The sequence below is a fragment of the Polymorphum gilvum SL003B-26A1 genome (assembly GCF_000192745.1).
GTDB classification, from domain to species: domain Bacteria; phylum Pseudomonadota; class Alphaproteobacteria; order Rhizobiales; family Stappiaceae; genus Polymorphum; species Polymorphum gilvum.
This window is the reverse complement of record NC_015259.1, coordinates 4,063,686-4,078,609: the sequence shown is the minus strand read 5'-3', so window position 1 is coordinate 4,078,609 and position 14,924 is coordinate 4,063,686. Positions and strand designations below refer to the sequence as shown.

At 67.0% G+C, this 14,924-nt stretch carries 16 protein-coding genes; 8 read left to right on the top strand and 8 right to left on the bottom strand.

From position 1 onward, the window contains the following. The 8 genes from SL003B_RS18985 to SL003B_RS18945 all read right to left on the bottom strand — a co-directional run bounded on the left by SL003B_RS18985 (nucleotide 1) and on the right by SL003B_RS18945 (nucleotide 8,118). Nucleotides 1-1,365: a site-specific DNA-methyltransferase gene (locus SL003B_RS18985; RefSeq protein WP_013654494.1), complete on the bottom strand. Its 1,365-nt coding sequence runs from the start codon at nucleotides 1,363-1,365 to the stop codon at nucleotides 1-3. A 316-nt stretch (nucleotides 1,366-1,681) separates the two neighbouring features. After that, entirely contained in the window at nucleotides 1,682-1,891 is a 210-nt protein-coding gene (locus SL003B_RS18980; RefSeq protein WP_479687517.1) for a hypothetical protein, read from the bottom strand. Then, complete coding sequence (locus SL003B_RS18975; RefSeq protein WP_013654492.1) at nucleotides 1,888-2,316, bottom strand: hypothetical protein; 429 nt, start codon at nucleotides 2,314-2,316, stop codon at nucleotides 1,888-1,890. Before SL003B_RS18975 ends, SL003B_RS18980 begins: the two co-directional genes overlap by 4 nt. Further along, entirely contained in the window at nucleotides 2,313-2,840 is a 528-nt protein-coding gene (locus tag SL003B_RS18970; RefSeq protein ID WP_013654491.1) for a hypothetical protein, read from the bottom strand. The genes SL003B_RS18975 and SL003B_RS18970 overlap by 4 nt, the downstream gene beginning before the upstream one ends. Then, the gene (locus SL003B_RS18965) at nucleotides 2,837-6,328 is read right to left on the bottom strand and encodes a toprim domain-containing protein (protein WP_013654490.1); all 3,492 of its coding nucleotides are present in this window, start codon (nucleotides 6,326-6,328) and stop codon (nucleotides 2,837-2,839) included. The genes SL003B_RS18970 and SL003B_RS18965 overlap by 4 nt, the downstream gene beginning before the upstream one ends. 401 nt (nucleotides 6,329-6,729) lie before the next feature. Then, nucleotides 6,730-7,074, bottom strand: coding sequence for a type II toxin-antitoxin system RelE/ParE family toxin (locus SL003B_RS18955; RefSeq protein ID WP_013654489.1), 345 nt, complete (start codon nucleotides 7,072-7,074; stop codon nucleotides 6,730-6,732). Then, nucleotides 7,074-7,331 carry a type II toxin-antitoxin system ParD family antitoxin gene (locus tag SL003B_RS18950; RefSeq protein ID WP_013654488.1) on the bottom strand — a complete coding sequence of 86 codons (258 nt, stop codon included), beginning with the start codon at nucleotides 7,329-7,331 and terminating at the stop codon, nucleotides 7,074-7,076. Before SL003B_RS18950 ends, SL003B_RS18955 begins: the two co-directional genes overlap by 1 nt. 73 nt (nucleotides 7,332-7,404) lie before the next feature. Then, nucleotides 7,405-8,118, bottom strand: coding sequence for a hypothetical protein (locus SL003B_RS18945; protein ID WP_013654487.1), 714 nt, complete (start codon nucleotides 8,116-8,118; stop codon nucleotides 7,405-7,407). 167 nt (nucleotides 8,119-8,285) lie between these two features. On the opposite strand from SL003B_RS18945, the gene SL003B_RS22890 reads away from it, so the two are divergent. The 8 genes from SL003B_RS22890 (at nucleotide 8,286) to SL003B_RS18910 (ending at nucleotide 14,797) form a co-directional block, all read left to right on the top strand. Next, nucleotides 8,286-8,510, top strand: a complete 225-nt coding sequence (locus SL003B_RS22890; RefSeq protein ID WP_013654486.1) for a hypothetical protein — start codon at nucleotides 8,286-8,288, stop codon at nucleotides 8,508-8,510. After that, nucleotides 8,507-8,962 (top strand): DUF2924 domain-containing protein, encoded by a 456-nt coding sequence (locus SL003B_RS18940; RefSeq protein ID WP_013654485.1) that lies wholly within the window; start codon nucleotides 8,507-8,509, stop codon nucleotides 8,960-8,962. Before SL003B_RS22890 ends, SL003B_RS18940 begins: the two co-directional genes overlap by 4 nt. Continuing rightward, nucleotides 8,959-10,284, top strand: a complete 1,326-nt coding sequence (locus SL003B_RS18935) for a recombinase family protein (protein WP_013654484.1) — start codon at nucleotides 8,959-8,961, stop codon at nucleotides 10,282-10,284. Before SL003B_RS18940 ends, SL003B_RS18935 begins: the two co-directional genes overlap by 4 nt. Further along, nucleotides 10,281-10,667 (top strand): bacteriophage-like protein, encoded by a 387-nt coding sequence (locus SL003B_RS18930; RefSeq protein ID WP_041375641.1) that lies wholly within the window; start codon nucleotides 10,281-10,283, stop codon nucleotides 10,665-10,667. Before SL003B_RS18935 ends, SL003B_RS18930 begins: the two co-directional genes overlap by 4 nt. 82 nt (nucleotides 10,668-10,749) lie before the next feature. Beyond that, nucleotides 10,750-11,340, top strand: coding sequence for a restriction endonuclease subunit S domain-containing protein (locus SL003B_RS18925; RefSeq protein ID WP_013654482.1), 591 nt, complete (start codon nucleotides 10,750-10,752; stop codon nucleotides 11,338-11,340). Next, complete coding sequence (locus tag SL003B_RS18920) at nucleotides 11,340-12,857, top strand: type I restriction-modification system subunit M (protein ID WP_013654481.1); 1,518 nt, start codon at nucleotides 11,340-11,342, stop codon at nucleotides 12,855-12,857. Before SL003B_RS18925 ends, SL003B_RS18920 begins: the two co-directional genes overlap by 1 nt. Beyond that, a complete protein-coding gene (locus SL003B_RS18915; protein ID WP_083812128.1) occupies nucleotides 12,850-14,073 on the top strand; it encodes a restriction endonuclease subunit S in 1,224 nt (407 codons plus the stop codon). Before SL003B_RS18920 ends, SL003B_RS18915 begins: the two co-directional genes overlap by 8 nt. Next, entirely contained in the window at nucleotides 14,066-14,797 is a 732-nt protein-coding gene (locus tag SL003B_RS18910; RefSeq protein WP_013654479.1) for a DUF3800 domain-containing protein, read from the top strand. Before SL003B_RS18915 ends, SL003B_RS18910 begins: the two co-directional genes overlap by 8 nt. Nucleotides 14,798-14,924: the final 127 nt, after the last annotated feature.

Here is a 14,924-nt window from a genome sequence, read left to right as displayed (position 1 = left end):
TCACGCGGCGGTCTGGCGCTTTCGCGCGGGTTCGGGGGCGGCGTCCGGGTTCGGCGTATCCGTGTCGTCGCGCAGCCGCTCGGTTCTCACCTGCCCAAAGGTCCGACCGTCACCGTCGAGGATCGCGTCGCGGCCGGTCTCGGCCTGCCAGCGCTCGACGGCGACATCGACATAGGCCGGGCTGATTTCCATTGCGAAGACGCGACGGCCATTGGCCTCGCCCGCCATGATCTGCGAGCCTGAGCCTGAGAACGGCTCGTAGCAGAGGCCGCCTCGGGCAACGTGCTGGCGCATCGGGATCCCGAAGGCGTCGAGCGGCTTCGGCGTCGGATGGTCGGGCCGGTCGTCTTTTGCGAAGCTGGGCAGCGCCCATGTCGATGGCAGCGTTTCCTCGGCCACCTTCGGCGGGCGGTTCGGGCGGCGCCAGCCCATGAAGCAAGGCTCGTGCTTCCAGAGGTAATGCGACCGTGTCAGAACCCCGCGGTCCTTCACCCAGATGATCTGTTGATGGACGAAGGCACCCGCCTTTTCCCAGCAAGCCTCCAGCATCGCCTGGCGGCGCGAGGCGTGCCAGCAGTACCAGGCGGCGTCCTCGGCGATGGCCTCGGCCACGGCCGCCGCGATGAAACCGTCGTAGAGTTCCGCGCCCTGCGAACTGTCGTCCCACGTGGTGCCGTAGGACGCAGACCAGTCCTTGTTCCGGGTCGGATGGTTCGAGCCATCGTAATCCACCAGGTATGGCGGGTCGGTGGCGAACAGGATCGCCCGCTCGCCATTCATCAGGCGGCGCACGTCGGACGCGCTGGTGCTGTCGCCGCAGAGCAGCCGGTGGTCGCCAAGGATCCAGAGATCCCCGGTTCGTGATGCTGGATTGCGCGGTGGCTCGGGGATGGTCACCGGCGGCACGGAGCCCCCGGCGCCACCTTCTTCCCCGTCCCCCTCCGGCGCGAAGGTCAGAAGCTTGTCCAACTCGCCGTCGGAGAAGCCGACAAGCGACAGGTCGAAATCCTCGGCCAGCAGGTCGTTCAGTTCCGCAGACAGAAGCGCCTCGTCCCAGGTGCCAAGCTCCGTCAGCTTGTTGTCCGCGATACGGTACGCCCGGCGCTGCGCCTCGGTCAGATGGCCCAGAACTATCACCGGCGCCTCAAGCAGCCCCAGCTGCGTCGCGGCCAGCACCCGGCCATGACCCGCGATCAGTTCGCCATCCTCTGCCACGAGGCAGGGCACCGTCCAGCCGAACTCCGCCATGCTAGCGGCGATCTTCGCGACCTGGTCCGCGCCATGCGCCTTCGCATTGCGGGCGTAGGGCTGGAGTTTCGCCAGCGGCCACATCGCGATCCGATCCGGGGCAAAGCTCAGCGTCATCGGCGGGTCATTCCTCGGATCAAGGTGGATACCCCCGGCTTTCGGACTCCGGGGTCCAGACTGGACTCCAAGCGGGGTCCAGCGGCCACCAGGGGTGTCCAGAATCAAGGGTTTGAATTTGCAGTGTTTCAGGCGGGTCTAGTCGGCGCTGGCTTCCGGGTGGCTTCCCAAAAATCCGGCCCTGTCGCTAGCGATGTGCCGCGCTGCGCCCTCCCGTATACGGAATAGCGCAGAAGGAACCAGAAACTTCAACGGGTTGGCGGGTGGACCCCGTCTGGACCCCGGTGCGGAGTCCGGGGTCCAGCATGGAATCCGGTCACCGCTCCCGCGCGTCAGGATCGCGATTTCTCGGCCCGTACAGCTTCTCGCCCAGCTGTCTTATCAATTCCCGCTCGGGCCAGCTCAGACGCTCGTCGTCGATGGAGACGGCGAGCACGCCCTGATCCCGCCAGCCGTCGCGTTTGACGCGGTCTGCGTCTCGCCGCTCACCTCCATAGCCCGGGGGATGCCACCGCATGGTTTTCATGTCCGCCCTCCTTCCGGCTTGTCCTTTTCTGACTTAAGCGATCGGGGGCGAGCGTCTGCCGGCTGCCTCACCCCATCGGAAGGTGAGCCGGAGCTTTCGTCCTTTTCGGCAAATGCATCGGCGAGATCGGCGGCACGGCGAAGGCCGAGGCGCCGGCCATGCTCGCGGCGTGCCTCGCTAACCGGCCCGGCCCACGGATTCTTTCCCATCCGGAACGGCCAGCTCGGGCAGTCCACGGCGGTGCAGAGCCGCACCTCCCGCGCCGAGCCGTTGCAGCAATCGAGGCATTTCAGCCGCAGGGCGCGCAGGGGCGAGATACGGGCGTGACCGAGCCGCTCCAGGTCGTCGGTGGAAAGCCCGCGAGGATCGCGGCCGACGTCGTAGCCGTCCTGGCGCTCGAGGCCGATATGGCGATGCTGGCTCATGTCCGCCCCTCCCGCCGTTCGCGTTCCATCACCGCGCGGGCCTGCTGGGCGCGGCGACGGTCGCGGTCATTGGCGAGGTCGATCCGGCTCTCGCCCGTTTCGCGACCGATATGGGTGCCCTTGCCGTGGCGCGCCCAGGCGATGAAGGCGTTGCCGATCCTGCCGTGGAGCGCGATCAGGGAGCTCTGGTTGGCGACCCCGATGAGCGGCGCGAGATGGCGCGAGAGGAAGGGCAGCCAGTCGGCCGGGTTCGGGACGACGACCTGCTCGACGAAGGCCAGTGGGGTCTCGATCAGCACGAAGAAGCCGTGGATCTCGCTCGGCCAGAACCGGATCTCGAGCGCACCGCCCAGCAAGCCCTCCTCGGTCAGCAGCGTGTATTCGCAGTCGAGAACACGCTCGAGCGCGCGATGCCAGTCCACGCGTTCGGTCTCGCTGATGCGCACGGCCGCATGATACCAGTCGGGCAACTCCGTGTCGTGGAAGCGGCCGGCGTCGTAGAGGCGCATCCTGTCAAAACTCATGCCTCGGTCTCCTCTTCTGGTTGGGGGTGGTGGGTGCGGCGCAGGGCGGCGGGCTTCGCGGCGTCTAGCCGCGCAGACAGCGCGTCGAGGGCCAAGCGGCGCGCGTCGAGCACGGCCTGCATGCTGTCGGTCAGGCGGGATGCGAGGGCGTCGAGGCGCGCGGAAGCGGAGGCACCAGGCGCGTCGATGTCGGCGCCCTCGACGCGCCGCATCTCGAAGCTGGCGAGCGGCCCGAGGCGGTTGGTGAGCCAGGTTTCCGGATCGGGAATGCGGGAGAGATCGACGCGGGCGGTGCGGGCGCGATGGCCGGGACCCTCCGGGCGATAGGTCACCTCCGCCGAGGATGGGGACATTCTGCTATTATAGAGGTCTCTATAATAGCCATTTGTCCCCTTCCTCTGGCCGTCCTTCTTCGCGGCCTCGCGGGTCGGCCAGAACTCCGGGAAGCAGGCGGCCATATCGGCGGCGTTCTCGAGGACGATGCCGGTAAGGGACATCAGGTCGCGTCGGGTCGGGCGCAGGTCGGACCAGGGAACGAGCGCATCGACGGTGACCGGCAGGACCACGTCCGTGAGCAGGTCGATCTCGAGCGGCGTGGCGGCGGTGCGGTTGACGCCGCGCCCGCGCCCCGTCGCCTGGATGAGCTCGCCCTCGCAGATGCTCCAGCGCACGGACTCGGCAATGGGATCGGCATGTTCCTCCATCGTGAGCGGCGCGGTCCGGTCGCCCGCGAGCCGGATGCGGCGTTCGACCATGGGATACCACCAGCCCGCGTCCTCCGGGTTCGATGCGGGCATCCGGCCGGTCAGCGCCATGGCGATCAGTTCGACCGTGTGAGGCGCAGGCAAAGTGCGGCCGAGGATCACCATGCCGCCGATCCCGCCCCAGCGGTCGAGCCCGCTCAGCGCGTTGAAATGCACCGCCTCAACCCGCGGCGGCAGCCCCGCGGACCTGAGCGCATCAATGGCGGCCTTCTGGCCCACCACCAGCAGATCGATTGCCTGGCCGGGGCGATGGCACTGCCGGGCCCGGAGGTCGATCCAGGCGCGAAGATCGCGCAGACGGGTGGCGGCGGCCTTGCGGTCCCGTTCGGGCGCATCGGCGGAGGGCGACAGCGCGCGGGCCGAGGTCGGGCTGCCGGTCACCTGGCGGACGCGGACATGGGGCTGGCGGGCAGCGACGGGCGCGCCTAGACGCAACCGCGGCAGGTAGGTCTGCACGAGTTCCGGGCGCAGCGTCGCGTCGAGATGCAGGATCGGCGCCTGGGCCGCCCAGCCGGTCCGCATGCGGCTGCGCCAGCGCAGACGGAGCGCGCGGACCGAACCGGCCTCGGTTATCTCGTGAACGAGCTCGGCGCCGGCGGCATCGTGGCCGTTCTCCAGCGCCTCGGCGAGGATCAGCCAGAGCGTGGCGCAGCGACCGGGCGGCGCCCATGGCTCGCCCGCTTGCGGCAGGACCGCCTCGATCCGCTTGCGCCGCTCGACCGGCGACATGCCAGGGCGGAGGCCCGCATCGCGCATGCGGCGGCGTTCCAGCGTCGCAGCATGGCGGCAGTCGTCCGGCGTGAGACCGACCGCTTCCAGAAGGCCGAGGCGCAGCGAACCCGGCTCCGTGACCCGCAGCGCCTTGCAGAGCCGCTCCCGCGCAGCGACCAGGTCGGCCGTGGCGCCGACATCCATCCTGCCCTTGCCGGTATAGCAGGTGAGCGAGGTCCGGCCGGGCTCCAGCCCGTCCTGCGTGAGCGTCGCCTTGCCGTCGAGACCGCGCAGGCCCGACTGCCAGAAGGCCTCGTCGATGACGAGAAGCCCGACCTCGCCGATGGCCTGCGGCTTCATGTGAAAGAGACTGTCATGGGCGCAGACGATGACCTGCGCCGCCTGCGCCAGTGGCTTCTGGCGTTGGTAGCCGCAGTCGTGGAACCAGGGGCAGAGCAGCAGCTCCGCGCCGTTCTTGACCTTGCAGCAGCTCTGTTCGACCGGATGCTCGACCTCGAGCGCGTCGAAGGTAGCTTCGGGGTCGAGGCACATGAGTTGGTCGGGATTGCCCGGCGTGGGATCAGGCGCGGTGCGCCCCTTCCAGAGCATGGCGCTGAGACCCAATGCCTCGAAGGCCGTGACCTGTTCGGCCCCGAGATCGTGGCGCGGGACGGCGTAGACGACCTTGCGCGTGCCGAGCCCGCCCGCGGCGATCAACTCGGCAATGGCGGCGCGCGCGCTCGAGGTCTTGCCGAGGCCCACATCGACCGGCAGGCCGAGAAGCGGTGGCAAGGCGGCCCGCGCCACGATGTTGAAATCCAGCGGGTCGCGGTCGGCGTCGGCGCTCTTGGCCTCCTCCTGCGCCGCCTCGACGGCGGCCCAGTAGTCCGGGATCGCGGCCATGAAACCGGCGATGGCCTCGGCCAGGCGGACGCGGGCCTCGTCTGGCGTGAGAACAGGTGCGGGATAGGTGGGCGGTGACGGCGGGATCCGCGCCGCGCTGGCGACGAGCGCCGAAACGGCGTCCGGCCCCTCGGCGCAGAACAGATCGTTGGCGTCTCCGGGGCTCTCCGGCACGGCCAGACGGCCATCGACTGCGAGCGCGACCTTGCGCGCGGCCTCGACGCCGGGGTTGTCGTCGCGATCGGGCTTCGCGTCGTTGTCGGCGACGAGGACGAGATCGGCCGCCGGAAAACGCGCCCGCAACGCCTCGGCCACCGGCATCAGGTTGCCCGCGTCCATCGCCGCGATCACGGTATGGCCCGTGGCGATGTGCAGGCTCGCGCCGGTCGCCCAGCCCTCGCAGATCAGGACGGGGCCAGCGGGTTCGGCAATCGGCCCCGGCTCCGCGCCCGCCACCGCGAAATGACCCTTCTTGGCCCCACCGGCGAGGAAACGCTTGGCCCCATCGGGCGCGATGGTCTCGAGACTGTGGATCCGGCCGTCGATGTCCTGCAGCGGCACGACGAGCCGGCGGCCGGCGTCCATGCGCAGGGCGAGCGGCGCGGCCTGCTTGGCGATGAGATAGGGATGGTCCTCCGGGGCGGGACGGGCGCTGGTCCAGATCCGCTTGGCACGCGCGGCGGCCTCATCCGTGCGGTTCGGCGCGGGCGCGGCATCGCCATCGGGGTGTGGCTCGGGAGGTGCCGTGGCCAGCGCCAGTGGCGGCTCGGCCGGATCGTTCGCCGCCGTTGCGCCTGGTGTCGACGGCTGACGGGTCGGCCGGGGCAACGCCGCCATGCCGATCCGGTCGGCAATCCAGTCGGTCGCATCCTCCCGGGCCATGCCGAGGTCGCGGCCGACAAGATCCGAAAACCAGCCGCCCCGGCCTTCCTCGTGGTCGAACCACATCCCCGCCCGCGCGCCGGAGATGACGACCGAGAGGCTGCCTTTGCGACCCCAGCGCCATTCTTGCCCTGCACGAAAGGTCGGCTTGCCCAGAAGCTCCACCGCGAGTTCCGGCACGCGGGCACGCAGCTCGGCGTCGAAGGCCCGCCAGTCCCGCCCGCTCATCGCCGTCCCCGCGGAACGGGCGCATCGCCGGTCGGCCGGAGGGCCGCCGAGCCGGCAGGGCGCTGGAGATGGCGGAGACAGGCGGACACGGGTGCTGCGGAACCGGAATGAGGGGGTCGTTGCCCCCGGTTCTGCCGCGGATCAGACCGCCCTCGCGACGTCGGAACCGGTCCGCCCGGCCGCGCGCAGCCCTACCGGAAAGGGGTGACCCCTTCCGGCAAGGCGTTGAAATAACGTCAGATCATGGGTGGAGCCCAACGGGCCTAACGACTCCTGAAGAGCGCCCTGAGCGGCCGCGGCCGATCAGAGGGGTGATCCCGCGTCTGCGCGAACGGGGTGAACGGTTCCGCCCGTCTTCGGGCTGCCGCGGCCTTGGGGTCACCCCTTGGAGTTGGCCATTGTCAGTGCTGTTCGGGATCCTTCCGCGGACCCAATGACGCCAGCCGACGCGGCAGGTCCGAGCGGCTGTGCAGCACGTCCACCACGACCACCTGATCCGGCATCTCGACGAACACGATGAAATGCTGCCCCGCCCGCGTGAAGCGCAGGTCCTCCGGCAGGTCGGGATCGATCAGGCGGCGGCAGTCCTGCGAGGGCGCCTCACCCGCGGCGATGGCGGCGCAGCGGGCGATGAGATCGGCCTCGTAGGCCTCGGCCTGGCGCGGCCCGAAGGTCTCCAGCGTCCAGCGGGCGATCTCGACGAGCGACCGTTCCGCCTGCCGCGTCAGCCGCCACGGCTTCGGCATCAGGACGCGGTGCGCGCGGCGGCGAAGGCCCTGCGGATCGCGTCCTCACCGGTGCCCTCGGCGAGCGCACCCGAGCGCGCTTCGTCCAGTCCGGCGGCGAGCCGGTTGCGCAAGGCGGTCATCTCGGCTTCCTCGCGCTCGAGCAGCCGAAGCCCGGCCCGGAGCGCCTCCGACGCGTTCTGGTAACGACCATCGGCGATCAGTCGCTCGATCAGGTCGGTCTGGCTGTCGGTCAGGACGACATTGCGGGTCGGCATCGGCATCTCCCTTGGGCATATTGGCAATATATGCCAATGACGGTCATGTGTCGACCAGGTGCCGTCTCCCGCGTCAGCCGGTCTGCCGCAGATCCGGACCCAACACCCGCTTCGCACCGCCGCGCTGCGCCGAGGGCAACCGGATCAGCGTGGCCATGGCGTCGGCGAGCTTGTTCGACACCGGCTCGCCCTCGATCTGCTGCTCGAGAAACCAGTCCATGAGGCATTCCTTCTTGCCCTGGTTCCCCGGTGAAATTCCGAAATGTGCAATCGCGGCCTGCATCAGGTCGAGATAGGGCGTGGTGTATATTGCATCTGCTGCGCCTTGCGCGGGTCGCACCGGCTCCGGGATGTAATCCGGCCAGATCGCCTTCACGAGGAAACGCGCCACGCGGATGTCGATGAATTCCCAATCCCGCGCGGTCAGTCGCCCGAATGAATACTTGCCCTCGCGCCACTGCTCGGGACGTATGCTGGTGTGGTAGCCCGAATGCAGACCAAAGCCGCTACTACTGCCGCCGTTGCCCCAACCATGCGTCCGCTCCTCGGTGAAGCGCCCCTGCGCCAGAAGATCTCCGTCTCGCAGAGCGACGAGCAACTCGGTCTCCGCCTCCGCCTTCCAGGCCACTTTGGGATCCTGCGGCGGGTTCCAGGTCTGGTATGCCGGCACCGGTTTGGGCGGCAGCTTTGCCGCTTCCACCGCGCGCCGCGCGACCGTCACATTCTGCACATGGGCCAGCGCCTCTGCAAAACTCCATTGGGTACGGTCGAGCGATTGCAGCGACATGGGCGGCCTCGTGAATCGATTGGGGACAGTTCGAACATAGTGGGAACGCCCTGATCCCTCAACCCATCGCGGTGTTGCAACATCGGAGGGGTTCACCCTTTCCTGTCGGTCGCGGGCTGACCCGTTCCGAGGTCGCGGCCGGCGGCGCAATCCGACACCGATGGATCATGATGTTCGATCCCGGTCCCATTCGTCGCCCCAACCCACTCGCCCCTTCGGCGATGACCCCCGCCGAACGCCGCGCCGAGCTGTGCGGCCTGCTGGCGCTCGGGCTGGTCCGGTTGCGGCTGCGCGAACGCGGCGAACCTTCTGTCGATACTGGAGAAATTCGCCTACACTATCAGGCCGACCAATGCCGTCATGCAACCCGGAAGCCAACGGAGAAAGCATGACGACGCACGACCCCATCCCCGCGCGCCTGGCCGCGCTGAAGACCGCGCCGACGCCAGACCTGAAAAAGCAGTGGCGCGACCTGTTCGACGGCGAGCCGCCACCGTTCAACCGGCGCTACCTTGAATCCCGTCTGGCCTACCGCATCCAGGAACTCGCCTATGGCGGGCTGAAACCGGAGACGATCCGGCGGCTGGAACGCCTTGGCGAGGAACTGGATGGCGGCGACAGGAAAAAGCGCGGAATGCGCCTCGACCGCGATCGCCCCATCACCGGAACGAGGCTCCTGCGCGAATGGCAGGGCGTCGAGTTTGTCGTCACCGTCACAGCCGATGGCTTCGAATGGCAGGGGCGGCCTTACAAGTCGCTTTCTGCCATCGCGCGGGCCATCACCGGCACCCGGTGGAATGGATGGGTCTTCTTCGGTCTCAAGAACCATAGGGGGCGGACATGACGGAGCCCCCGGAGAAATCGAAGCTCGCCCGCAAGCTCCGCTGCGCGGTCTACACGCGGAAATCCTCCGAGGAAGGGCTGGAGCAGGAATTCAACAGCCTGCACGCCCAGCGCGAGGCTTGCGAGGCGTATATCGCCAGCCAACGGTCAGAGGGCTGGGTGCTGGTCCGCGATCAGTATGACGACGGCGGTATATCGGGCGGCACGCTGGAACGCCCCGGTCTGAAGCGACTGATTGCCGACATCGAGGACGGGCTGGTCGATGTGGTCGTGGTCTACAAGATCGACCGCCTCAGCCGCTCGCTGGCCGACTTCGCCAAGCTGGTAGATGTATTCGACCGAAACAGTGTCACGTTCGTCTCGGTCACGCAGTCCTTCAACACGACGACTTCCATGGGCCGGCTGACGCTGAACATCCTGCTGTCCTTCGCCCAGTTCGAGCGCGAGGTCACGGCCGAGCGCATCCGAGACAAGGTCGCGGCGAGCCGGAAGAAGGGCATGTGGATGGGCGGCGTGCCGCCCTACGGCTACCGCGTCGAGAATCGGAGGTTGCTGGTCGACGAAGACGTCGCCGAGCACGTGCGCTGGATTTTCGCCTGCTTCCTCGAGATCGGATCGGGCACGGAACTGGCCCGCGAGGTCGCGAAGCGCGGCATCCGCACGCCCCGCGGCAACCGGATCGACAAGAAGTACCTGTACCGGATGCTCAACAACCGCGCCTATATCGGCGAGGCGGTCCACAAGGGCGACAGCTATCCCGGCGAGCACGACGCCATCATCGACCGCGAGACGTGGGCCCGTGTCCATGCGATCCTGCAGGAGAGCCCCCGCAAGCGCGCCGCGCGTACCCGCGCCGAGACGCCAGCGCTGCTGAAGGGGCTGCTGTTCGGACCCGACGGCGCGGCCTTCTCGCCGACGCATACACGCAAGGGCGACCGGCTGTACCGCTACTATGTCAGCCAGACAGTACTGAAACATGGTGCCGGCTCATGTCCGGTCGGCCGCGTGCCCGCGGGAGAGATCGAGGCGGCCGTCATCGACCAGGTGCGCGCCGTGTTCCGCCAGCCCGAGATCGTGGCGGGGACATTGAAGGCCGCGCGCTCCCACGTGGACAACATCAACGAAGACGACGCCCGCGCGGCCCTGCAGCAGCTCGATCCGCTGTGGGACGAACTGTTCCCCGCCGAGCAGGCGCGTATCGTGGCGCTGCTGGTTGAACGGGTGGAGATAGGCACGGACGGGCTGAACGTCCGGCTCCGCGTCGACGGGCTCGGCAGCCTCGCGCGCGAGATGCTGGCCGGCGGCATCGAGGCGGCCGCATGAACCGCAGCACGCCGATCCCGGAGACTGTGACGCTCCACGTCCCGTTCCGGATCGTGAAGCGTGGCGGGAAGAAGGAGATGCAGTTGCCCGAGGGCGCCACGCAATCGCAGCGTACTGACAGCACGCTGGTCAAGGCGCTGGCCCGTGCGTTCCGATGGAAGCGGATGCTCGAGTCGGGCGAATACGCCACCATCGCCGAACTGGCCGAACGAGAGGGCATCGCGCCCTCCTACATGACCCGCGTCCTACGGCTCACGCTGCTCGCGCCTGACATCATCGACGCGATCCTGGACGGGAAGCAGGGGCCGGAGGTGACGCTCGCGCAGGTGCTGGAGCCGTTCCCGCTCACATGGCAGCATCAGGCGCTGCATTTTTCTCTGTAGGAAGAAAACTGCGCTTTGAAGGATTGACTCGAGGGACAGGATCGCATAGATCTCTGTAAATCGCCTTACAGAGGATTCTTTCATGCGGCTCGCGGAGCTCTCGGACATTCACTCCGGCTACACGGCGCGCGGCAGGCTCGATCCGCTGTCGGAGGGTGGCGTGCCGGCGCTTCAACTGCGTGACGTCGGAACGAACGGTGAAGCGCCAGGACCGGACTTCCAGAGGTACGACCTGGACAAGCTGTCCGACCGATACTTCGTCCGCGGCGGCGAGGTCGTCTTTCGATCGCGTGGCGAGCCGAACGCCGCGGTGGCCATTCCCGCTTCGCTGCCGGAGCCCGTCGTGGTCATTGTCCCGTTGGTGATCGTTCGCCCCGACAGGGACCGCGTTCTCCCGGAATACGTGGCGTGGGCCATCAACCAGCCCGATGCGCAGCGCAGGCTCGGCGCAGAAGCACAAGGCACAAGCCTCAGGATGATCCCGATGGCGGTCCTCGAGAACCTCGAGATCGCCGTGCCCGACCTGCCCACGCAGAAACGTATCGTCGAACTCGACGCCCTCGCCCGGCAGGAGGGACAACTGCTCCGTCAACTCGCCGCTCGCCGCGAAGAACTCGTAAGCGCCATTCTCGGCGATGCAGCGAAGGCCGCCGACCAGAAGGAAATTGCCTGATGACCGATCAGATTACCCAACAGCAGATCAACCAGACCGCCTGGGCGGCCTGCGACACCTTCCGGGGCGCCGTCGATGCCGGCCAGTACAAGGACTACATCCTCGTCATGTTGTTCCTGAAGTACATTTCGGACCTCTGGAACGACCACGTCGAGACCTACCGCAATCAGTACGGCGGTGACGAGGCCCGCATTCGCCGCCGCCTCGAGCGCGAGCGCTTCATCCTGCCAGAGGGCGCCAGCTTCTACGACCTCTACGCCCAGCGGAACGAGGCCAATATCGGCGAGCTGATCAACATCGCGCTGGAGAAGATCGAGGACGCGAACCGGGCCAAGCTCGAGGGCGTCTTTCGCAACATCGACTTCAACTCCGAGGCCAATCTCGGCCGCCCTAAGGATCGCAACCGCCGCCTGAAGAATCTTCTCGAGGACTTCGCCAAGCCTGCGCTCGACCTGCGCCCGTCGCGGGTGACCGAGGACATCATCGGCGAGTGCTACATCTACCTGATCTCGCGCTTCGCCTCGGACGCCGGAAAGAAGGCGGGCGAGTTCTACACGCCCACCGCCGTCTCGCGCCTGCTCGCCAAACTGGCGGCGCCGCAGCCCGGCAACACGATCTGCGATCCCGCCTGCGGGTCGGGCTCGCTGCTGATCCAGGCCTCGCAGGAGGTCGGGTCCGAGAACTTCGCCCTCTACGGGCAGGAGGTGAACGGGGCGACCTGGGCGCTGGCCCGGATGAACATGTTCCTGCACGCCAAGGACGCCGCCCGCATCGAGTGGTGCGACACGCTCAACAGCCCGGCGCTGGTCGAGGGCGACCACCTGATGCGCTTCGACGTGGTGCTTGCCAATCCGCCGTTCTCGCTCGACAAGTGGGGCGCCGAGAATGCCGCCAGCGACCCGTACAACCGCTTCTGGCGCGGCATCCCGCCCAGGTCCAAGGGCGACTACGCCTTCATCACCCACATGATCGAGATCGCCAGGCGGCAGTCCGGTCGCGTGGCGGTGATCGTGCCGCATGGCGTGCTGTTCCGGGGCGGGGCCGAGGGGCGCATCCGGCAGCAGCTGATCGAGGAGAACCTGCTCGATGCCGTCGTCGGCCTGCCCGCCAACCTGTTCACCACCACCGGCATCCCGGTCGCCATCCTGATCTTCGACCGCTCGCGCGAGGAAGGCGGCGCGAACGCGGGCCGGCGCGACGTGCTGTTCATCGACGCCAGCAAGGAGTTCACGCCGGGCAAGACCCAGAACGTGATGGACGAGGCGCATGTCGCCAAGGTGCTGGAAACCTACCGCAGCCGCGCCGAGGTGCCGCGCTTTGCGCATCGCGCCAGCCCCGAGGAGATCGCCGAAAACGGCTACAACCTCAACATCCCCCGCTATGTCGATACCTTCGAGCCGGAGGAGGAAATCGACGTGGCCGCCGTGCAGAAGGACATCCAGCGGATCGAGGCGGAACTCGCCGAGGTGCGGGCAAAGATGGCCGGATACCTGAAGGAGCTCGGCGTTGATGCTTGATGGCGGCGATACCTTAAAGCCGTTTCCCGATCTCGGACGTGCCTTGCCAAAGGGTTGGCGAAGAGCCCGGCTGGATGACGTTGCCGACCGCGCGAGCGGCCACACACCGGATCAAGGAAGACCGGAGTATTGGAATGGCGGCGTGGCTTGGGTCTCATTGGCGGATAGTGCCAAGCTCGACCAAGGATACATATCCGAAACCGACAAGCAGATTTCTCACCTTGGCATCAGACACTCATCAGCCGTCTTGCTGCCACCGGAAACGGTGATTCTGTCGCGGGATGCAGGGGTCGGAAAGTCTGCTGTCCTGAAGAGCGAAATGGCTGTCAGTCAGCATTTTATCGCTTGGTCCTGCTCCGCCAAGAGGGTTCTCGATCCGTGGTTTCTTTATGCGTGGATGCAGACGCAGAAGCCCTTCTTTGAGCGCATGGCTGTTGGCTCGACGATCAAGACCATTGGTTTGCCGATCTTCAAGCGCCTGACTATCGATTTCCCCCCCCTCCCCGAACAGCGCAGGATCGCCGCGATCCTGCGGACCTGGGACGAGGCGCTCGAAAAGGTTACCGCCCTCCACGCGGCGAAGGTGCGGCGGCTGGATGGCCTTGCCGCCTGGTTGATCCATGACGAACAAGCTGAACGCCTCCACCTCCGCGATTTCCTGAGCGAGGTTTCCACGCGTAACCGTGGCCAACAGGTCGAGCGCGTGCTCAGCGTCACCAATTCGGCTGGTTTCGTCCTCGCCGAGGATCAGTTCGCGCACCGCGTCGCATCGGCTGACCTGTCCAACTACAAGATCGTGCGACGCGGCCAATACGCCTACAACCCCTCCCGCATCAACGTTGGCTCCATCGCCCGCCTCGACGCATGGGAAGCTGGCGCGCTCAGTCCGATGTATGTCGTTTTCCAAGTGCGTGACGGGCTGGACTCGGATTTCTTCCAGCATTGGCTTCGCTCGGCCGAGGCCCGTCAGCGCATCGCTCTCGCAGCGCAAGGAAGTGTCCGCGAGACGGTGAGCTTCGGCGACCTAGGCTCAATCCTCATCCCGGTCCCGACCATCGAGCGGCAGCAATCGATTTCCCGCGCTCTCAACGCGGGCCGTGAGGAAATCGCCCTCATCGAAGCCGAGATCGAAGCCCTGACCCGACAGAAACGCGGCCTCATGCAGAAGCTGCTGACGGGCGAATGGCGCGTGAAGCTGGAGGCGCCGGTTGCCTGACTTCTGCGACTTCATCGTCTATGCCGACGAGAGCGGCGATCACGGGATGGTCAGCATCGACCCGCAATATCCCGTCTTCGCGCTGACCTTCTGCGTCATGCGCAAGGACGACTACGTCAACACCGTCGTGCCTGCCATGCAGCGCTTCAAGCTGGGCATCTGGGGTCACGATTCGGTGATCCTCCACGAACACGAGATCCGCAAGAGCCTCGGCCCCTTCGGCCTGCTTCGCACCGACCGCGCGTTGCGCAGCCGCTTCTTCGACGAACTGAACGCGCTCATGGAAGCCGCGCCAATGACGATCTTCGCCTCGGTCATCGACAAGGAGAAGCACCGCGCGAAGTATGTCAACCCGTGGAACCCCTACGAGATCGCCCTGCATTTCTGCATGGAGCGGCTGCAGGCCATGATGAACCGCTTCGAGCAGCACGGGAAGACGGTGCATGTCGTGTTCGAGAGCCGGGGCGCCAAGGAAGATGCCGAGCTTGAACTGGAGTTCCGCCGCATCGCCAGCAACCAGAGCCATTGGGGCTACCGCCGGCACGACTTCAGCCGCTTCGACTTCCAGCCGGTTTTCATCCCGAAGGCCGCGAATGCCTCGGGCTTGCAGCTGGCCGACCTGACGGCCCGGCCCATCGCGCTGTCGCGGCTGCGCCCGGGCCAGCCGAACCGCGCGTTCGAGATCATCGAGCCCAAGCTGGGAGGGCTCAAATGCTTCCCCTAAGCGCTTGTCAGACAGGAAAAAACAAAGGGGCCCCGGAAACTCCAGGACCCCTTTGTCGACCGGGAAATGCCCAATCCTTTGGTCCGTATATAGCCACAGAGCCCCTTGACCGCAAGTTAATCCGGGC